This window comes from Fodinicurvata sediminis DSM 21159, assembly GCF_000420625.1.
GTDB lineage: Bacteria > Pseudomonadota > Alphaproteobacteria > Kiloniellales > DSM-21159 > Fodinicurvata > Fodinicurvata sediminis.
Map to the genome: position 1 here is coordinate 484,657 of NZ_ATVH01000014.1, position 19,980 is coordinate 504,636.

18 protein-coding genes and 1 tRNA gene are annotated in these 19,980 nt (G+C 57.6%); 10 read left to right on the top strand and 9 right to left on the bottom strand.

Annotated features, from left to right (window positions below):
- Positions 1-161 precede the first annotated feature (161 nt).
- Positions 162-944: a lytic transglycosylase domain-containing protein gene (locus G502_RS19635; RefSeq protein ID WP_245560749.1), complete on the bottom strand. Its 783-nt coding sequence runs from the start codon at positions 942-944 to the stop codon at positions 162-164.
- 367 nt (positions 945-1,311) lie between these two features.
- Positions 1,312-2,190 (bottom strand): N-formylglutamate amidohydrolase, encoded by an 879-nt coding sequence (locus G502_RS0110195; RefSeq protein ID WP_022728574.1) that lies wholly within the window; start codon positions 2,188-2,190, stop codon positions 1,312-1,314.
- Positions 2,191-2,484: 294 nt separating this feature from the next.
- Between G502_RS0110195 and cpdR the strand changes: the two genes are divergently transcribed.
- Positions 2,485-2,853, top strand: coding sequence for a cell cycle two-component system response regulator CpdR (gene cpdR / locus G502_RS0110205; RefSeq protein ID WP_022728575.1), 369 nt, complete (start codon positions 2,485-2,487; stop codon positions 2,851-2,853).
- 128 nt (positions 2,854-2,981) lie between these two features.
- Positions 2,982-3,056: transfer RNA gene (locus G502_RS0110210), tRNA-Val, on the top strand.
- Positions 3,057-3,484: 428 nt separating this feature from the next.
- Here G502_RS0110210 and G502_RS22030 read toward each other — a convergent pair.
- Entirely contained in the window at positions 3,485-4,414 is a 930-nt protein-coding gene (locus G502_RS22030) for an NAD-dependent epimerase/dehydratase family protein (RefSeq protein WP_081649756.1), read from the bottom strand.
- Between the two features lie 512 nt (positions 4,415-4,926).
- Here G502_RS22030 and G502_RS0110220 point away from each other — a divergent pair.
- Both G502_RS0110220 and G502_RS19640 read left to right on the top strand, forming a co-directional pair.
- Positions 4,927-5,439, top strand: a complete 513-nt coding sequence (locus G502_RS0110220) for a DUF1440 domain-containing protein (protein WP_022728577.1) — start codon at positions 4,927-4,929, stop codon at positions 5,437-5,439.
- Positions 5,440-5,596: 157 nt separating this feature from the next.
- A complete protein-coding gene (locus tag G502_RS19640; RefSeq protein WP_081649758.1) occupies positions 5,597-6,394 on the top strand; it encodes a thioesterase II family protein in 798 nt (265 codons plus the stop codon).
- Here the strand turns inward: G502_RS19640 and G502_RS0110230 are convergent.
- The 3 genes from G502_RS0110230 to G502_RS0110240 form a co-directional block, all read right to left on the bottom strand.
- On the bottom strand, positions 6,370-8,025 hold the full coding sequence (locus tag G502_RS0110230; RefSeq protein WP_022728579.1) for a cyclic peptide export ABC transporter: 1,656 nt from the start codon (positions 8,023-8,025) through the stop codon (positions 6,370-6,372). The genes G502_RS19640 and G502_RS0110230 overlap by 25 nt on opposite strands.
- Before the next feature lie 2 nt (positions 8,026-8,027).
- Positions 8,028-9,680, bottom strand: coding sequence for a cyclic peptide export ABC transporter (locus G502_RS0110235; RefSeq protein ID WP_022728580.1), 1,653 nt, complete (start codon positions 9,678-9,680; stop codon positions 8,028-8,030).
- Positions 9,681-9,783: 103 nt separating this feature from the next.
- Positions 9,784-10,857 (bottom strand): pyridoxal-phosphate dependent enzyme, encoded by a 1,074-nt coding sequence (locus G502_RS0110240; RefSeq protein ID WP_081649759.1) that lies wholly within the window; start codon positions 10,855-10,857, stop codon positions 9,784-9,786.
- A gap of 281 nt (positions 10,858-11,138) precedes the next feature.
- On the opposite strand from G502_RS0110240, the gene G502_RS21455 reads away from it, so the two are divergent.
- Positions 11,139-12,341 (top strand): TAXI family TRAP transporter solute-binding subunit, encoded by a 1,203-nt coding sequence (locus G502_RS21455; RefSeq protein WP_022728582.1) that lies wholly within the window; start codon positions 11,139-11,141, stop codon positions 12,339-12,341.
- Between the two features lie 8 nt (positions 12,342-12,349).
- On the opposite strand, the gene G502_RS21460 is transcribed toward G502_RS21455, so the two are convergent.
- The 3 genes from G502_RS21460 to G502_RS0110260 are packed head-to-tail and all read right to left on the bottom strand — an operon-like array spanning position 12,350 to position 15,820.
- Positions 12,350-13,033: a GNAT family N-acetyltransferase gene (locus G502_RS21460; RefSeq protein WP_022728583.1), complete on the bottom strand. Its 684-nt coding sequence runs from the start codon at positions 13,031-13,033 to the stop codon at positions 12,350-12,352.
- A gap of 7 nt (positions 13,034-13,040) precedes the next feature.
- Positions 13,041-15,050, bottom strand: a complete 2,010-nt coding sequence (locus G502_RS0110255) for an MFS transporter (RefSeq protein WP_022728584.1) — start codon at positions 15,048-15,050, stop codon at positions 13,041-13,043.
- The gene (locus G502_RS0110260) at positions 15,047-15,820 is read right to left on the bottom strand and encodes a hypothetical protein (RefSeq protein WP_022728585.1); all 774 of its coding nucleotides are present in this window, start codon (positions 15,818-15,820) and stop codon (positions 15,047-15,049) included. The genes G502_RS0110255 and G502_RS0110260 overlap by 4 nt, the downstream gene beginning before the upstream one ends.
- A gap of 378 nt (positions 15,821-16,198) precedes the next feature.
- Here G502_RS0110260 and G502_RS19655 point away from each other — a divergent pair, with 378 nt between their 5' ends.
- The 5 genes from G502_RS19655 (at position 16,199) to G502_RS0110290 (ending at position 19,954) form a co-directional block, all read left to right on the top strand.
- Positions 16,199-16,705 carry a YcjF family protein gene (locus G502_RS19655; protein WP_022728586.1) on the top strand — a complete coding sequence of 169 codons (507 nt, stop codon included), beginning with the start codon at positions 16,199-16,201 and terminating at the stop codon, positions 16,703-16,705.
- A 42-nt stretch (positions 16,706-16,747) separates the two neighbouring features.
- A complete protein-coding gene (locus G502_RS0110275; RefSeq protein ID WP_022728587.1) occupies positions 16,748-16,945 on the top strand; it encodes a hypothetical protein in 198 nt (65 codons plus the stop codon).
- A gap of 46 nt (positions 16,946-16,991) precedes the next feature.
- The gene (locus G502_RS21465) at positions 16,992-18,392 is read left to right on the top strand and encodes a prohibitin family protein (RefSeq protein WP_022728588.1); all 1,401 of its coding nucleotides are present in this window, start codon (positions 16,992-16,994) and stop codon (positions 18,390-18,392) included.
- Between the two features lie 106 nt (positions 18,393-18,498).
- On the top strand, positions 18,499-19,074 hold the full coding sequence (locus G502_RS19665) for a YcjF family protein (RefSeq protein ID WP_022728589.1): 576 nt from the start codon (positions 18,499-18,501) through the stop codon (positions 19,072-19,074).
- 109 nt (positions 19,075-19,183) lie between these two features.
- Positions 19,184-19,954 carry a 4'-phosphopantetheinyl transferase family protein gene (locus G502_RS0110290; RefSeq protein ID WP_155957835.1) on the top strand — a complete coding sequence of 257 codons (771 nt, stop codon included), beginning with the start codon at positions 19,184-19,186 and terminating at the stop codon, positions 19,952-19,954.
- Positions 19,955-19,980 lie beyond the last annotated feature (26 nt).

Genomic DNA, 19,980 nt, shown 5'->3' on the forward strand with positions numbered 1-19,980 from the left:
ATATGGCCCCTGAACCGGGACTTGTCTGCCCCAGGGCGCGCGAGAATAGCGCCGCTCACCGGGAACCGCAATTCACCCCCGGGCTTTTGTCGCGAAGTTTTTTTTAAGGCTCGGATGCCCCCTGCCGTTCCGAAGCAGCCCCACAACTCAGCGCACGCAACTCAGCGCGCGAAGAATGGCCCGCCCGGTCCAGGCTGGATCTGCGAGGAGTGCGCAAAGCTCTGGGCCGAAATAGGTTTGGCGGTATAGGGCAGCGTGCTGGCCGGCGCGGACGGATCGCTTTTGTCTGAAGGGTCGCCATTGTTTGCCGGACGGGACGCCTGCTGCACGGGAAGGAAGGTGTCCTCGTTGCCCGAGGCCATCTTCTGTTGTTCCTTGTTCCAGATATCCATGACCTTGGTGCGGTAACGCAGGTTGTACTTGGGTGTTGCCGAGTGATAGCGCCCCACCGCGGCTTCCCAGGAATTGAGTTCGCGATAGTGGTCCAGGAGGTATTTCGCACTATAGGCCACGTTGTAGGCCGGATCGAAGGCTTGCTCCAGGCTGTCGAAGGCCTGCGGATGATACATCAGGTTGATCTGCATGCAGCCGACATCGATGTTGCGCACGCCCTTGGCCTTCAACTGACGCACTTCGTTAACGGCCGCCGTCCGAGTGGGCAGATAGCGCCCCTTACCCTCGGCCATGACCGTCCAGGGCCAGGCAAAAACTGCCCGCTGTTCCTTGTTGTGCCGCCCGGATTCCGCCATGGAAATGGCCGTCAGCAGCCTGGCCGGCACACCCAGCAGGCGCTCCGCCTCGGCAACATGTCGCGCACAGAGAGTCCAATCGGACTCGACGCCGGCCGGCGCAGACTGCGGCCCCTGGGCCCTGACCGGCCAGGCCGCGAAGACAAGCAGTCCCAGGAACATAAGGGAATAGGTCAATCTGCCAAAAGTGGTCACCTTGGAACCTCCTGTGAATTCACAGGGTATAGAAAGCAAACTTCATGCCACATAAGGCGGAATGATCCAGAATCAGGAGGCAGAGCCAGGTTCATGATTGTGCGTTGCAGCACGAAACAACCACTGCCCCCACACGCATCCTAGTGGCCAGTAATGGTGGAATATATATGTATTCCAACTAGATATTATTTTCGCTCTTGCACTCTCCAGGGAAATCTTTATATTGTGCAGTGCGGCATGCGAAGGATTTCCTTCGTACGCCGTACGTCTCTAAGGGCGTTTCCTCCCTAGACTTGGGGCCGTGCCAAGCGCACGGCCCTTTTTTCTTTCCGGCCAGAAATTTGGGACAGTCGGCGCCTCCGTCCTTCTACGCAGCGCGCAGATCCAACTGACCGAGACTGCGGATCAGTTCCGGAACCATGCCGGCCAGACGGTCGAGGCCGGCTGTGCGTTCTATGCGCGTCTCATCCATGTAAAGCCGGCGATTGATCTCGATCTGCAGGCAGTGCAGGCCTTCGCGCGGGCGGCCATAGTGCCGTGTTACAAAGCCGCCGGAATAGGGTTTGTTGCGGCCCACCCGATAGCCGGCCGCACGCAGCACCTCGGTTGCGCATTCGGTCACCTGCGCCGCACAGGCCGAGCCATGGCAATCGCCGAGCACAATATCCATCATCGGCAAGCGCGGGTCGTGCCCGCAGTTCTGCGCACTGGACGGCATGGAGTGGCAGTCGAGCAGCAGGCAGGCGCCGAAGCGCTCCCGCGTATCGCCCAGAAGGTGCGCCAAGGCATCGTGATAAGGCCGATAGCAGCTGTCGATCCGTTTCAGGGCCTCCTCCAGGGTCAGCTTGCCTTCGTAGATTTCCGCACCGTTCGCGACCACACGGGCCACCGTTCCCAGGCCGGCCGCAACGCGCGGTGAGCTGGTATTGACGTAATCGGGCAGCGGTTCCTTGAACATTGTCGGATCCAGTTCATAGGGCTCGCGGTTGGGGTCCACATAGGCCCGCGGAAAGAGCGCTCGCAGCAAGGGGGCGCCAAGCTCGGGCGCGGAAGCGAAGATCTCGTCGACAAAGCTGTCCTCGGACCGGCGCAGCATCAGCGGGTCAAGTCGCGAACGCGCCAGGAAATCGGCCGGATAGCTGTTACCGCTGTGCGGCGAGGCGACGACAAGCGGCAGGCTCTGGCGCCTGGGACGCAAGACCTCGTGACTCTCGCAGATATCGGTCCTCTGGGCCGGGCCGTCCATGCTGACTCCGCAAAATATCTGACTTCATTGCTCAATGTCCGAATGTTGCCGGCACTTCGCAACGATTTCTTTGACCTGGCACAGATCCGGTCGCTGACAGGCTTTCCAGGCATCGAAGCGCAATTCGACTCCCCTGCCCGGTCCGAATCCGCTAGTCTGCCCTTTTCAAGGCCGTCCTGACAGGGGTTCATGCTCCGGAACGGCGCGCCATAGCAACTGACAAGCGGGACACGCGATCCCTTTGCCTGGGCAGGATGCCCGGGACCGCCCGCTCGGACTGGAGGCAGGAAACCCATGGCGCGCATACTTCTGGCGGAGGACGACCCGGATCTGCGCCGGGTTCTGGTGCGCGCACTGGGTGCGGCCGGACACTCTGTCGAGGCCACGGGCAACGGCCTGGAGGCTCTGGAGACTCTTGAGGCGCAGCCGGTGGACCTGCTGCTCGCGGACATCGTCATGCCGGGACTGGACGGCATGGAGCTCTCGCGCCGGGCCGCCGCGCTCCACCCCGATGTCCGGATCATGTTCATCACCGGCTTTGCCGCAGTCACCATACATGACGGCAGAGTGGAGCACGCCCCGGAAGGCGCGCGCCTGCTGTCAAAGCCCTTCCATTTACGCGACCTGGTCCGGCAGATCGAGGCCTTGCTGGAAGCCGCGTGACGGCCAACCAGGAATCGCAGCAGCGTCCATCGAAAATGAAGGCAGAGGAGACTTGTCAAACACGGGCGAGGGTGCTATCTGCCCGCCCTACCGCAGGCGATCATCCCGTGCATCGCCGACCATGGTGCGGGCGCGTAGCTCAGCGGGAGAGCACTACGTTGACATCGTAGGGGTCGCTGGTTCAATCCCAGCCGCGCCCACCATATATTTCAAGGACTTATCATACTTTTTTCACCGCAGGGTTCTCGCTCGTCGCGATTTCGGCATTTTCACCGCAGTTCTCACCGCAGTCTGTTGCAGCCGTCTGAACACGTTCCAGGGACTTTCTCTTGCGAGTTTTACGCGCTGTCAGCGGAACATGGTCCATGTACTGAGATTGGGAGAAAGCTGCACCAGTGATGGTATAGGGGAGTTGTCAGGCCGTTCTGAACAGAGGGGCTAAACTGGTGAGGGAAGGAAGCCTGGCTGGCCGCTATAAAGAGGGAAAAGCTGTTCTCCGAATACCGTTCGGACGAACGCATAGGAATGCGAATGGCGGCTCAACAACCCCGAACTCCAGTCGCAATAAAGCAACTAAAGAAGTGGGTTAAATGCTACATAGGCTGATTGCCCAGGACAGCCCCTGGACATTTCAGTAGCTTTGCTCTTGGAGCCAATCGCGATATCGGATGACCCCTTCATGGATTGATAGTTGCGGCTTGAACGCGAGCTCAGTCTTGATCCGCGTAGGGTCCAGTTGGCCCTGGTACAGATCTCCGGTATCCGCACTTTCATCAAGCACGACCTCAATGTCAGGCAAAGCATTTTGGAGCGTTTCGCAGACGTCCTTGAGCTGTAAAAAACGATCACTGCTCAAGTTATAAACCAGCGATGGTGCAGACTTCGCGTCAAGAGCGGCGATAACGCCCCTGACCACATCGTCAACGTATAGGTAGTGGCACGGAAAATCAGCCGGCCCAGGAATTACGATTTTCTCGCCCCTCAATCCGCTCTTGAGGGCTTCTCGAATCATGCATGCCGTCCGTCGTCCCGGGCCATAGACCCAACCTATGCGCAAAGCCAGGCCTTCGAGCCCATGCTGATAGCGATACCCTGCCAGCAGGTGTTCACCAGCTGCCTTGCTGCCCCCATAAACATCTGTGGGAAAGAGCGGACACTCTTCTGTTATTGGCCCTTCGGAGGTCGGTCCATATGCAGCAATTGAGGAACAGTATATAAAGCGCCGCACCCCATGAATGCGTGCCGCTTCCAAAAGATTTGCAGTTCCGGTTATATTAGTTTCACAGATCCAGTATGGATTATCATTTGACACCATCGGACCGGATATTGCGCCGCAATGTATCAAGGCATCAGCGTTACTCGACTTAAGTATTGCATGCGCGCGCAGACTATCTGTCAGCTCGGCAGCATAGCTTAGGACGTTGTGATGATTAAATTTCACCTCATCACGATCAAGGGCAATCACCTTAAAACCACGTTCAGCAAGTGCCCGGATCAACGGCCTCCCTATCAAACCTCCGGCACCCGTAACTACTACTGTTTTCGTCATTTGCATTACCATTTATTAATAGCTGCTTACTAAGTGCATGATTCGAAAAGAATTGTGTGATTTCAGTTCGTTGTGGATTCCACGTTGTGCTGAGAAACAGATGTGACCGTAATATGTGGACCCAAACCACTCGTTTGAAGTATGACCGCAGTGCCTTGCGGCATGCAAGTGACGTCACCGATGCCAAATGGGAACTGATCGCACCGTAACTGCCCAAACTGCTCTCTCTTGAGCAGCCGCACGCCCCCAGAACGCATTCAGTTACGACTGAATCGTTGGTTGATTTTGACCTTGGCCCTAAGCTTAGGGCCAAGGTCACGAAGACCCGGCGCGCAATCACCTCTATCTTCGATAGCGAACCCGCATTATCCAGAACAGCCCCGATAATGAACGAATGGGTCCTGCGGCCAGGCAATGTAAATTATTGCCAACTCAATTCTTTTTACCCAGTTTGAGCTTGGTTAGGCTGCGGTGGCCCAATGGTCGGATCGGGTACGCGGTTTTGCGGCGGAGTGAATTGGTTCATGAAAAGTGAGGGGGATATCCAGAAGTTGCAATCGAGCCGGAGAACTCATCAACTTATCGGAGCCGGGGTTGCCGCTGGCGTCATCTCGGCATTCGTGAAGTCAGGCGTGGAGACGCTGTTACCCCCCAGATTGCCGAACGTGACTCCCCCGCCCATCAGCCTGCTCGAACGCCTCGGCTTCGATGCGACGTCAATGACCTACCACTTCTCGGACCAAGTCGTGAACTGGGGCGGAAACGGGGTGCATATTCTGTTCTCGGTGGTGATTGCCGTGATCTATTGCCTGCTCGTCCATGCCAACACCATCTTTCGCGTATGGCAGGGGATTCCTTTTGGTTTGGCCATGGGTTTGGGGGCACACCTTATCGTGCTTCCGATCATCGGTGTGGGTCCAATGTTCTGGAATATCCCGTTCGAAGGGTATGTCTCGGAAATCGTCGGCACGATATTCTGGATCTGGACGATCGAATGCGTTCGACGTGCCATCCTGGCCGACAGCCAGTCATACTGAAAACGTTCCGTTTCAGATCCATGTTGCAGGAATACAGGGCTCGTCGGTTCTCTATCAGCCTCACCCACCCTATTCTTCAAGGGCTTACGCCTGCCCTTCTTCACCGCAACTCTCACAGCAATCATCCAGTGCGCTGTTGTGAATCGGGAACATCCATATGACAGGAGACAAGTGGTTCATGCCCCCACCCGCCGGCAGGGGGTCACGGCACACACGTCTGCGGCTGTTCTGCTTCCCCTTTGCCGGGGGCGGGGCCGCAGTCTATCGGTCCTGGCAGGACAAGCTGCCTGAAGAAATCGAGGTGCGCCCGGTCTGCCTGCCCGGCCGTGAACAGCGTTTCGGCGAAGCGGCGTTCGAAGCCATCGACGATGCGGTCGCCGCACTGATCGATGCCATTCGCCCCATGGCGGCCACGCCTTACGCCTTCTTTGGCTATTCCATGGGGGGCATCATCGCGCACCATCTGGCTTGCCGTCTCATGGCTGATGGCGCGCCCCTTCCCGCACATCTCTTCATTGCGGCCCTGCGCGGTCCGAACATGACAGCACCGCGCCGACAGCTTCATTCCCTGCCATCGGATGACTTCTGGTCCGAGGTCGCCGCATATGGCGGAACACCCGCCGAAATCCTCGAAAGCAGCGAGTATCGCACCCTGTTCGAGCCTTCCCTGCGCGCCGATTTCAAGCTTGCGCAAACGGCCTCCTCGGCCGATCTCCCCCAACTGGCGTGCCCGATCACGGCTTTCGGGGGCACCGATGACAGCAACCCTGCACCGACGGATCTGGATGGCTGGCGGCAGGCAACAACAGGGCGGTTCGAGAAGCACATCTATCCCGGTGGGCATTTCTTCATGGCCCAGAACGAGGTGCCGATGCTCGAGCTCATCGCGACAAAACTCGGCTGTCCGCCGGTTGCGGGTGGACAGGAAAGCTACTCCCGGACTTCGTCGAACTGACCATCCCGGACATGATAGACCCGGTCTGCGACATGAAACCACCGGTCATCATGGGTGACACAGATCAGGATCTTGCCTTGGTCACGCAGGCTGGGCAGGATTTCCTCATAGAAAATGGCCCGAAAATGCGGATCCTGGTCCGCCGCCCACTCATCGAGAACCAGGATTGGCTTCTCCTCCAGTTGCGCGACGATCAGAGCCAGGCGCTTCCTCTGCCCCTGGGAGAGTGCGGTGGTCGAGAATGCGTTGTCCTCAAGCGCAACCTTGTGCTCGACCTCCATCTGGTGGATCAGGGCATCGACACGCTCGGGATCGACCGGATCGATGCCATAGAGTTCGCCAAACAGGTGATATCCCGAAAGCACTGTCGCGAACTGATCACGATATGACTGCAACCGGTCAACAGGCACGGCTATGTCGTTCACGGTGATTTCGCCGCTGTCCACCGCGCGCAGGCCGGTCAGCAGAGCAATGATCGTGGATTTCCCGGCGCCATTCCCACCTGTAATGAACGTGATTTCACCGCCTTTGAAACCTGCATTCAGAGGACCGACACCGAAGCCTCCGGTTGGTCCCGGATAGGTGAAGTGCACATCCTTGAGCGCGATTTCCCGGATATCCGAAAGGCTATCCGCGACAGGGTCGGAATGTCCGCTAAGCTCCGTGGTGATACCGCCCCCTACTTCGCGCTGTTTTTCCAAGGCGTCGCCAAGCCGGTTCTCGAGTTCGGTGATCTTCGAGATCGCCGCGTCGGCATCGTTGAAACTCGGCACCGCCATAATGGTCGATCCGATCGGGCCCAGAAGAAACAGGGTGGCCGTTGCCGTTTGCACGGCAACATCATGATAGTCCGTCGTGAAGTTCGGGACGATGAACACCATCGCGGCCATCATGAAATAGAAGGCCAGCTGGATACTGGCCGTCTCACGCGCCCACTGGGCCTTGGTCGCCGACTTGGTGTCCCGCGCCCGCCCCGAACGCTCATGCAGCTGTGCCAGCAGCGCATCACGCCGCAGGCTGTTCATCTTGACCTCCTTGAAGCCATCCAGAAGGTCGCTCAGCCCGCCGAACAGCTGGCCTTCGTCCTCCACGGCGGCGCGGGTAGCGGCGCTGATCCCGCGGACGCGATGCAGATGAATGCCGACAGACAGGACGGCCAGCACGCCCACGATGACGAAGGCGAACAGCGACAGCCACGCCAGATAGAGACTGACAAAGACGATTAGCACCAGTTGCTGAACGCCGTTCAGCATCATCGGCAAGGAATTCGAGATGGTCTGCATCTCCTGTGTCAGGGCGGTCTGGACCGGCCCCTGGCCAACGGAGTCCAGAACCTCGGGACCGGATTTGCGCACACGGTCGAACAGGTTCAGCCGGAATTGGTGCAGCACCCGTTCGACCTCGGCCGAAACGAGAACATCGGACTTGTGCTGCGCCCAGATGAAGCCCAGCAAGGAAACCGCCATCAGGCTCATCAAGCGCGGGCTGACCTCGCGGTTCTGAGCCTGCTCGGAGGCAAGGTTGACGATCACCAGAACCATGGTTGTCGAGATCGCCGCCATGACCAGCAGCGCCATGACGGTTCTGAGGTCGATCCGGGCCCGGGACCGGAGAATGTCGAACAACCGCATGGTCAGATCCTCCCGCGTGCATCGTCAGCCTCGAGTTCAACAAGTTTGCCGGTCTCAAGATGCAAACGACGGTCCGGAACATCGAAGTAATGATCGTCATGCGTAACCGCGATGATCGTGGTGCCACGCCTTTTCAGTTCGGGCAGGATCTCGTGATAGAACTTCTTGCGGAACTGCGGATCCTGGTCGGCCGCCCATTCGTCCAGGACAATAATCGGGCGATGCTCCAGGATCGCCGTAATCAGGCCCAGCCGTTTGCGTTGTCCGGCCGACAGGTCGATTGTTGTATAGCGCCCATCCTGAATGCTGGTGGCATGGGCCATCTCGAAGCGTTCAAGCCAATAGGCGGCTTCCTCAGGATCAATCCCATCAATGCCATGCAGATCGGCAAACAGATGGGAGTCCGAGAACACCGTGGCGATCAGGTTGCGATAGGGTGCGATGCTTTGCGGTCCCAACTGAAGCTGGTCGATCCTGATCGTCCCAGACACCGGCCGGTAAAGCCCGGTCAGCAGCTTGACCAGTGTCGATTTCCCCGCTCCATTGCCCCCAGTTACAAACAGAAGCTCCCCGCGCTCGATGGAGAGATCGAGGGGACCAAGCACGAAGCCGTGTCGCGGATCGCGACCGGGGTAGGTGAAGGTCACCTGGTCAAAGGTGATGCGGTTGAACTCGGACGGCAGGGCCGCAGTCCCCTCATCGGCGATCGGTTCGCTGATGGTCGAAAGATCCTTCGACAGTGCCGCCATGCGCTGTGCGGATTGTTCGGCCAGGCCGAGGACAGTCATGGACTGCACGATGATGCTGATGGGCCCGATCATGAAAAGGACCGCCGTGACGATCTTCGAGATATCGGTGCCAAGGCTTGCCGTATAGACTGGCACGACAAATACGATCACGGCCAGCAGGACATAGAAGGCCGAAATGCCCATGATCATCTGGCGCGATATCAGGCGATGGGCGGTCTGGCCGATTTCCATCTTGTCTTCCGACGTACTCGCGAAGGATGCATAGAGCGTGTCGCTGCGCCGCGACCACATCCGGACTTCCTTGATGCCGAAGAACAGGTCGGCAATCTTCCCGAACAGGACCCCTTCGATCCGGTGAAGCTCGCCGAACCAGTCCGACAGAGTCCGACCCATGCGCAGGTAGATAACGATGCCGACCCCGATCACGACAACGATCAGGAAAAAGGCCAGCGCGGAAAGCCAGAAGACATAGACCATCACTGCAACCAGCAACAGCAGGCTGCGGAAGGTCATTCCGATCAGGTGCGAGTTCTGGGAAATGACCTGAGTGCTTTGGGTGATGCTGTCATAAAGCCGGGCCTGCCCGAATGTTTCGAGTTGGGCGAAATCGGCCGCCGCGATCTGCCCGAAAAGCCGCTTGCGAACCTTGTCGATGCCATCCTCGATCTGCCTGGCAATATTGCTCAGCAGATAGACCTCGGCCAGGAAATAGACGACGGAAATAAGAATGAAGATGCCGGCCAGAAGCCAGTTGACGCGGTCCAGGCCGTTGTCGCTGATTTCCTCGGCTGCAGAGTTCACGATGCCAAGAAGGGCGGCACTTCCGATACCGGAAAGCGTTCCCGCAATGGCCAGCCGGAGCATGAACCTGTTATCGCCCCAGGATAACAATTCCAGCAACTTCATCTATTGAACGCCCCCCTCAAGGCACCCCCTGTTTTATTGCCTGCAACTGTAACCATGCTGGCCCGGGTGTCCAGCAAGCAGCACAGGAGAACCTGTCCGGATTTCAATGAGATTCTCCGGGACTGGCCCCTTCACTGTTCACGACCAGCACCCTGCTTCGAGCGGTCAGCCCGAATTTTCCGCGCAACTCCCTGTTCTTCGCTGCATGCCACAATCCGGCAATTCCGGAAATGCCGGTATCCCATGTATCCAAGGGTGCATCTCTTAGAAGGCCACAGCACAGCTGTTCCTGCACCTGAGCTGCCGTCGTATCATCGATTGCAAGACTGCCCGCACAGACACTCCGAAGAATCTCAAGAGCCGGCAGGCTTGGACAGCCACAGGAAAGTCCCACCATGCGGGTTGATAGCGTTCCTGGCAGACGGGTCAGCCGGCCGCTCTCCAGGCTGGCTTTCACACAGGCAGCCGTTTCGGGTTCGACCGAATAGACAATCGGCTTGACCCCACTTTCCTGCCAGAAGCCGATGGCGCAGCCTGCCGCCATTCCGCCCACACCGCATTGCAGAAACAGGCTGTCGATCGCGACAGACTCTGAAGCGATTTGACGCGCACACTCCACTCCCAAAAGGGCATAACCGGCCATGATATCGCGTGTGACCTCAAGGTTCCCACGGTAATCGGTATCGGTGACCAGGATCACGTTTGGCGCGTTCGCATTTTCCTCGGCGGCGGAGACGGCGTCATCATAGGTTCCATCCACCTTGACGATCTCGGCACCGCTTTCACGCAAGCGCTGTATCCGGGCCGTATCGACTTCGTTGCCGACGAAGATCCGGGCGCAACAGTTGAACTGTCTCGCCGCCCAGGCAAGCGCCAGCCCATGATTGCCGTCCGTTGCTGCAACCGCGATATAGTCCCGGCAGCCAGGAGCTCCAGGATAGAGGCCAAGTTTCTGGAACTGCCGGCTCAGACCATAAGGCGCACCGAGAACCTTGACACCCCCCAACCCGAAACGCCTGCTTTCGTCCTTGATCCAGACCTCTCCCAGCGCCAGTTCGCGTGCAAGGCCGGGCGATGGCAACAGGGGGCTTGGCGCGTAATCCGGCCATGAGGAGATCTCCGTGACAGCTCGTCGAATCTCTGCAGGTATAACAACAGGGCTGTCAAAGCCACTCATGAGTTGCTCCGGAATGCAATCGACCTTAACAGCCACTCTCGAGAACGAAAGCTATCGAGTTTGCAGCGACTGCCGGCAAACCTGACCGGAGGGAAGGGTCGAGTAAATGTCTGAAAGAATTTGTATTCCTTCACAATGAATCTCGACGGTCAGTTGGCAATTCCCTAAGCTGTAACCTGCTGTGCAAACATTTGGTGGTGGGGATAATCTTGCGCGTGTTGGTGTCCCGAGCAGGAAAGTCGACTGGGTGGATCATCGCAAGCCTGTATCTGGCATGTGGAGTGGCAACCTTTGCGCTGGCACAAGAAGCACCACAGGAATTTCCCCTTCCGCAAGACGAGGCGCTTGGCAGCATTATCCTCGAAGAGACCGCCAAAGACTCCAATACCGACCGCTTCAAAAGCGGCGCCCTGATGCCTTCACCCCAGGATCAACAGAGGGTCGACGGTCTGATCTATGAACCGGATGCCATTCCGCTGTCGCAATATCGTCGCCAGCTCGACGATTCGGCAAGCCTGATCTCCTTCTCCGAATATGACATTGCAAGCGATGGCGAGACCCGCCCGTCCTATTATGCAGCCATCTACAGCGGCAGCACGGGCGGCGCCTACTTCAAGGTTGCCGCAGCCATCTGCGACATGATGCGCCGAACCTACGAGCGTCACCGTGTTCGCTGCGTTCCGTTGCGCTCGCAAGGGGTTGGCAGCAACATTCAGCTCATGAACGAAGGGCGTGTTCAGATGGCGCTGGTGCAATCCAACAACAACTGGGAAGCACAGGAAGGGATCAATCCGATCCCCGGGGCCCGGTCCGTCATGTCGCTTCATGACGAAATGGGACTTCTGGTCGTGCGCCGTGATTCCGATATTGAAAGCCTAGCCGACCTGCCTGGCAAACGCATCAATATCGGGCCGGAAGGCTCTGCTTCACGTGAACTCTGGCTTGAGTTGCTTGAGCAGAACGAGATCGACCTCGATGACTTCGAGACGGTTTACAGTGTCGCCCAGGATTACAATCGGCAGGGTATCTGCAATGACTACATCGATGCCTTCGGTCTCTGGATCGGACACCCCGTCCCGGTGATTGAAGAAAGCCTGGCCTGCGATTCCAAGGTCGTTGGCATGGGCGGAGAATTGACCCGCGAGCTTGTCGAACAGCACCCCTACTACTTCAATCAGGTTTTGCCGACGGGCACCTACTCCAATCAGAACGAATCCATCGACTCATACGGCTTCAAGGCCTCCCTGATTGCCTATGAGCCAGCAGATCCCTACGTCGTTTATTGGGTGACACGCATCATTCACGAGAACATCGAAACACTGAGAGCAGAGTATCCCACTTTCAGAAGCACAACAGCAGAGGACTTGTCTGAAAAAGGAAACTTCCTACCCTTTCACAGGGGCGCCGCATGCTATTGGCAAATACGCCCGGATGCCTGTGAATGGCAGGAAACCTACGACTCAGTCGCCCATTCAAGGGAATAGGCAACAGGCTACCCCTGCATGAACTGGGCGGGCCTCCAACCTATCTCCGGAACTGTGTCGTCGGACGCCTTGCGGTAAGTCACTCCGACATAGCCAGCCTCGAGCAGTTCCTCGCAGCGCTCAAGATCATTGCACAGGCACCAGGTGCTCATTTCCGATGGATCACTTGAGGAGGTCACCGTTCCGCTGTGATCCTCCAGGTCCCGGCGCAACAAGAATCGCTTGCCGCCGAACTTGCTGATCAAGTTGCGGATGGACAGACCGGCCGACAAGATATTAACAACGCTCGCATAATTTTCCGGAGCAACCGTGCTGAGCGCGATCTTGCGTCCGGCTTCCCTGGCTGCCTGCAGGCGGTGCTGGACCATCCTGTGCTGCCAACGAAGCCTGCGTTGATCGGCGCGCACCGCAACACCGTCTATATGTGCAACGCCCGCCAGTTCATGATCCGGAAGTCCATGATCCCTGCCAAAGTTGGGGTCTCCCGGACGGGGCAGGCCCAGGACGCCATAAGCGATCAGCCGATCATGCCTGAAGGCCCCGAAGATCTGTCCGCAGGCCGCCATGTGATCACGGAAAAACGCATCGGTTTCTCTTGCCACCAACTCAGGCGGAAATTCGCGTACGACTTCATGGTGCAGTGCAATCACGGCCTCCAGGTGCGACTCGTTCAGACGGATGATCGGTGTCATGAGATACTCAAGAAAGCTCCCCTGAATCGCCGGACTTGGCCGCCTGCTCATTGGGGGCGATCCGGATCATGAGTTCGAAGGCCGTCACCGCAACAGCGGCAATGATGCCCAGCACAAGGACCGCACCCCCGGTACCGACCCATAGGGTCAATCCTGCTGCCAGTAACGGACCAAGCGCACCGCCCAATCGTTCAGCAAGGCGCAGCACGGCCAAGACCGGACCGGTCCCGTGACTGCGCGTAAACTCCTCACTGAGTTTAAGGCTTGCGGAAACCTGGGCAGGAATCGATGTCGCCTGTGCCAGCCCCAGCATTGCAATGGCCACGGCAAAAATCCCGTAGTCCGGCATCCATCCAGCCAGCAGGAGGCCGACAGCCGTAAGTGCGCCTCCAATACCCACCGCACGGGTTTCGTTCTGCTTGTCATCTGTCCAGCGCGCGATGGCCCAGCCGGTCAGCAAGGCCACCAGCCCGTAAAGCATGAGGACACGACCTGTCTCAGCCGTAGTGGCGCCGGACTGCAACAGGATAAGCGGGGTCAGATAATAGAGGAACCCGCTCAGGATCAGCTTGGCGGGAACGGCCGCAAAGAGAATCAGAACCTGAAACCGCCGATTGGACAGCATGGCCCGAAACGCCTCGCGTGTCGGAACCGGGGGTGTAGCCTGTCCCCGCACCCTGTCATCCATCAGGAAATAGGCCAGTGCCACGGCGAGGCCGGCCACTGTGCCCCCCGCCAGGAATGTGGCCGCTTCTCCGAAGTGGCCAGCAAGAATGCCCCCTATGGCAGGGCCGCAAATGTCGGCCAGCATGATCCCGCCGACCATCATGGCGGTCCCCTGCGTCCGGTTCTTTTCGTTGGTGGCGTTCAGCACATAGGACTGGCAAGCCACAAAGGTGGTCGCATAGCCGATCCCGGAGAGCGCCCGCCAGGACAAAAGGTCCCAGAAACCAATCGCGAAGGCCGTGCCAAACAGACCGACGGTCGCCAGAAACGCCCCTGCAAGATACATCCTCAGCGATCCGACCTGCTCCTGGAACAGGCTGCACAGCGGCATGGCGACAGCCACCATCAGAAGCTGCAAGGCCATGACAATGCCGGCACCCAACTGCCCGTCCAGGGTGTTCGCGGAAATCTCGCCAAAGAAACTCGGCATGATCGGCCGGGCCAATTCCTCAGCCAGCACGAACAGGAATGCCAGCATCCGCACCCCGATCAGTTTTGCCTCCCGCACGCGATGAGGCTCGGTGCCGGCCTTGCGCGCCATATGGCCGATCATGGAATTCATGCGTTCCATGAAACGGCCGATTTCATCGTGGGTCGACTGGCCGTGCAGAAGGGTGAACTTGCGTGCGCGCATGTTCAGCAGGACACGTTTGGCAACCCGCGCAGGCAGAACGACATTCACCGTCAGAACCAACAGGACCAGCTCAAAGGACAAGGCCAATGTAATGAAGAAGATGACCCCAATATCGTACAGGTTGTCTGTGACCGGGCGCATCAGGGCCGCCCTGTCGTGGCCAACAACGATGTCCAGGTTCTCTGCATTGCCTCCCGTAGGCTGAACCAGCACACGGGTTACGATATAGGGTGAAGTTTCTGTGTCCCCTGCCGGATCGAGGAGCGGGGCAATTTCCCCGGCCGAAAAGCCACCATTGTGCAGAATGGATTCATCCTGGACGACAGCGGCAAAGACCAGGTCCGGATCTCCATCCTGCAGCTGGCCAACAACCTCTCCAAAGCCGACGATCTCTTCCACCGGGATTTCTAGATGCAGAGCATGCGCGATTCTCTCTGACAGTGTGCGCGCTTCGATTTCAGCCTTCTGGGTGATTTCGGATTGCAGGTCCGCGCGCGCCAGATCGGCAGCACGCCAGGAAACGGCGACCAGGGTGGCGCAAAGGGCAATGGCACTGAACAGAAGCAGGATCCAGATCTTGCCCCTGGGCAGCAGACGCCTGCGGGACTCCCTTCCCTTATCGACATTTTCCGAATTCGGCTCGGACAATCGGCTCATGCGTTCTTGTCCGCAGACGCAGGCACAGTCTTCTCCACTGCCGCGTCATGGGGCAGCTGATCGCGGATTTCACGATAGAGTTCAACCAGCTCCATCTCGCTTTCGGTCAGGACATCGCCATCATGGGTCGGGCCAGAACCGGCCTTGCCAGATTCTGCTTGTTCAAGATCCGCATGCAATTCGTCGAAAACGCGGTGGCGTCGGCGCATGAGAACCACTAACAGCCCCAGCACGGGGATGATTGCCAGCATACCCATGCTGGCCGACTTCCACATTTTGGCAGAGGCGTTCTCAAGCTTCCGCCGGTATGTTTCGCCGTCAACCTGCAGGTGAAGAAGACCCGCACACTGGCCGAGACTGTCATACAGCGTGGTCCCTGCCGCCACTGCGTGTTCTCCGAAGTGAACCCAGTATGACTGTTCAATGTTACCGGGCGGAGGCGTGTCCGGAATACCGTTCGTATCCGGCAGGTCAGTGGTCGCAATCGGCGTTCCCTGGCAATCCAGTACGCTCATCCTTCTGATTTCCGGCGACATTGCGGCGCGCCGTTCGAGGATCTCCTCCAGGTTTTCCATGCTTTCAAGCCTGAGGCCCAAATCCATGGCCGCATGCAGGTCCTGATTGGTTTCAGAAGCAACGACGTTGACCCGCTGCGTTAGCAAGGTTCGAAGCGTCTGCTCAAATCGAAGGTAATTGAGCACAGTCGTCATGCATAAAGCTGTGACGAACACGACGAACAACGCCACGCCGATCTTCGTTGCCAGGTTCAAGTTGCAGCTCCAATCATCCCCGAGGCAGCTGGCAGGTTTCCAACAGCAAACTGGTACAGCCTGACTGCAACCGATCAAAGTTCAATTGCTTCTTGATGAAGGTCAAGCTCTGCATGACTTCCGTTCTGTCAGGGTCAGACACTCGTCTTCCCGCCAATGCGACGCCGAAAAAAGAAGTGGAGGACAGTGGAGCCTTGCAAAAGGGATGGTGTCCGCCATTCAAGGAATCTCAACAGGCGCTTCAAGCTTGATGGCAGACCTTATCAGACGGCATTCATAATCTTAATAGAGACCCCTGAAACGATTGCAGTCTATAGTGTTAGCGTTTACGCTTCGCCCCGCTGATGGGGAGAAGAAAAAGAACTGCAGGGGGACCTATTGGACAGTGAAAAGCTGGAAGCATTGAAGCGCAAGGCACGGCATCGTCGTGCCTCGTCCATTGTTCAGCGCAACACACTCTGGGCCGCCGGTACAGGCCTGATACCAATTCCCGTTTTGGATTCGGCGGCGATCGTTGCGGTGCAGCTGAAGATGCTGGCCGAAATCAGCAACGTCTACGGGGTCCATTTCCAGAAAAGCAGCGGCAGGTCCGTCATTGCAGCGTTGATGACCAGCCTGACCAGCAATGTGCTTGGCAAATCGCTTCTGGGGACAGGTATATTCTCCAGCCTGTCCAAGACGCTTCCGGTCATTGGCTCGACATTGAGCATCCTGACCATGCCTGGCTTCAACGCGGCGTTCACTTATGCACTGGGCAAGGTCTTCCAACAGCATTATGCCCTTGGGGGAACCTTGCAGGATTTCGACCCCAAGAAGGCAGAACCCTATTTCCACGAGAAGCTTAAAGAAGGTTTCGTGTTCTCCCAGAAGGCAAAATCAGCCTGACCGGACAAGCCCGACAAACCCAAGGCATCAGGACCTGACCCCATGTATTTGATGGTAATCATGCTTTATATCCTGGCCGCGGTCGTTTGCGGCCTGCTGGGCCGGCATACTTCTTTCGGATTCCTGGGGCATTTCATTCTGGCGATCTTCATTACGCCGGTTGGGGACTTTCTGGTGCAGCTTGTCGCGCGACCCTCAAAGGAGATTCGCCGGAGAATCCAGGATATCGATGAGAACTAGCGTGCAATCGACCCTCCGCATGACGCATACGAAAGTGAAATGACGAATGGTTGACAGCACGGCAACGCCGGCCGGCCGGCCACATGATGATCCCGGCCAGGACGAAAGTCGCTTGCGGGGTAGCTGGTGGCGGTTCGTCGAGAAATTCGGCCGCTTCTTCAAGCGTTTCCAGGCAGGCCTGCTAATCACGATCTTCTTTATCCTGATCGCAATGATCGTATTGGCGCCTCAGATCTTCATCACGATCCCCGCCGGGCATGTCGGTGTGATGTGGTATCGCTTCTTTGGCGGCACGGTCGTTGATCATACCTATGGCGAAGGCATCCACATGATCTTCCCGTGGGACAAGATGTTCGTCTATGACGCGCGCCTGCAGAATCAGGCGCGCATCTATGACACGATCTCGTCGAACGGACTGTCGATGGAAGTCGACATTGCGGTGCGCTACCGCATCAACCGTGAAGCCGCCGGCATGCTTCACAAGCTCGTAGGGCCGAACTACCCTGAGATTCTCGTTTATCCTGAAATCGGATCACATGCACGCGAACTGATTTCTCGCTATACACCGGAACAGCTCTATACGGAAACCCGCGCCTTCATTCAGGCTGAAATTCTCGAACGCATGGTCAACGAGCTTGGCTCTTCGCTCTTGAATCAGAGCTTTCAGGGACGCTTGGTAACAGTTGAGGATGTACTCATCCGCTCGGTCAAGCTGCCTGAACGTGTGGCCAACGCGATCGAACGCAAGGCTGAACAATATCAGATCATGCAGGAATACGACTTCCGCCTGGCGCGCGAAGCCAAGGAAAGGGATCGCAAGAAGATCGAGGCGGAAGGCATCCGTGAATTCCAGGACATCGTTGCCAAGACGATCACCGAGGAATATCTGCGCCTGCGTGGCATCGAAGCGACCATGTCGCTGGCAACCTCGAAGAACAGCAAGACCATCATCATCGGCGGCAAGGACGGCCTTCCGGTCATTCTCAATACGGGAGAAACCGGGACTCCTTCAGGATCCGCAGCAGGCACTCCCGAATTGACGGGCGATTCGGCGGATAGCCTGCCCCTGCCAAACGAAACCAATGCCAATTTCCGTGAAATCTCCCCACACAATTCAGTATCGCCAGGCGTGCGCGAAGAGGGGGGCGGCGAGTCCAGGACCAGGCCAACAACGACGGACCAGTCCAGGAGTCCGGCGGGCAGCCCTCTCAGGGCTCCGGGCCCCGAGGTGCAGTCCAGCACACCTACGGCCAGACCGGCAAACCCTGATAGTGAAGAGGAGACAGCGCCTGGCAATATCGAAAGGGTGATGCGTTCCCTCTCGCCAATTTATGACCCAAGTGCCGGAAACGCGAGCAAGAATCCTCCTGCACCCCCGGGTACAAGATCACAGCCGGAACATGAACCAGAAGCCCAACCGGAAATGAAAACAGATTCAAAACAATAGTTGCTCTTGCAATTTGCGATAGACTACAAATTCGAGTATCTTACACCACCATTTAAAAATCAGAATACCGAGTCCAAAGGCCAACGACACTTGAAAAGGGGCGAGCATGAGCGAAGAAGAGAACACAGAGCAAACTGAAGAAGTCACTGTCACGGAATCTGACGAACACCACACTCAGGCTCGCGACTGTATCCATCGCCACAGCGCCTATGCCGCGGTCGGTGGTCTCGTTCCAATTCCCTTCCTCGAAATGGCGGCAAGCAGCACCATTCAGTTGCGGATGATCGCAAAGCTTTGCGATATCTTTGGGGTGCCCTTCTCTGAGAACGCGATCAAGAACTCGATTGCAACTCTGGTGGCAACGGTTCTGCCAGCATCCGGCATTGGGCTTGCAACAGCCAGCCTGATCCGCCGCGTTCCGGTGGTTGGCACAATTTTCGGTGTTGTTGCCATGCCGACCTTTGCAGCGGCCTGTACCTATGCATTGGGGCGCGTTTTTGCCTGGCATTTTGCCAAAGGCGGTACTGTTGATGATTTCGATGCCGAGGAAATGAAAGGTCGTTTCCAGGACGAGTTTGCCGAGGGCAAGCGCAAGGCTTCGGATTTCGTCAAGGGAGAGAAGGCCAGTTCAAAGACAAGCGGCACAAAGACTCCAGGGGGCGCAGCAGCTGCCAAAGCCTGACTTCAAGCTTGTTGTCCAGAACCGACCCGAATTTAGAATGCCCAAAACCTGTTTTGGGCATTCTTTTTTCTCGGGAGACACAAGCCCGGACACTTCGCGGTAAAGCGCGATGAAGCCTCAAGACGCTGTCCGCGTCCATTCGCTTCAAATGAAACGTGCGAAAGGATCTGTGACCTTCTGCGATGTTACGTATCTGCGTGCGACACTGGTGGTCCTTGCGCTCGATCAGCTGGATGACGATTGCCTGGACGACTATATGACGTCCTGTTTTCATGCAGAGGAATGGGCCCGGCTGCAGGCGCTGGAACACGACAAACGCAAGCAAAGCTACGCCACTGGGCGAATTGCCGCAAAGTTGGCCCTGAAAAGCCATCACGACGGCCTCGACCCACGTGAAATCTCCATTGGATCTGGCGTATTCGAACAGCCAGTGATTTGCGTCACGTATCCAGGGATCAGCGAAACGGGCATATCCATTTCGCACTCGGCCAGCTACGCCGCAGCGCTGGTATTCCATAGGGCGCATCCGATGGGGATCGATATCGATCTGCCGGCGAAGAAAGACATAGGACCAGTGCTTTCCGGCCTTGCTTCAGAGGAACGGGGTTTGCTCGACGATCTGGGTCTCGATGAGTCTGCGGCGGCCACATTGATCTGGGTCGCCCGCGAAAGTCTCGCGAAGACGCTTACCACCGGCATGATGACGCCGCTGTCCATCTACGCACCTTCCTCGATCGAGGCAGACAACGGTATTTTCACCCTTCGCTATCGCAATTTCGCCCAGTACCGCACCCTCGTCTGGCAGGGCCTCAAGGGGTGGCTGGCCGTGACACTTCCAGAACGGACCGCTCTCGACGTATCCAGCCTTCCATGGGCTTGAAGGCAAAGGCAACTTGAATCAGGCCG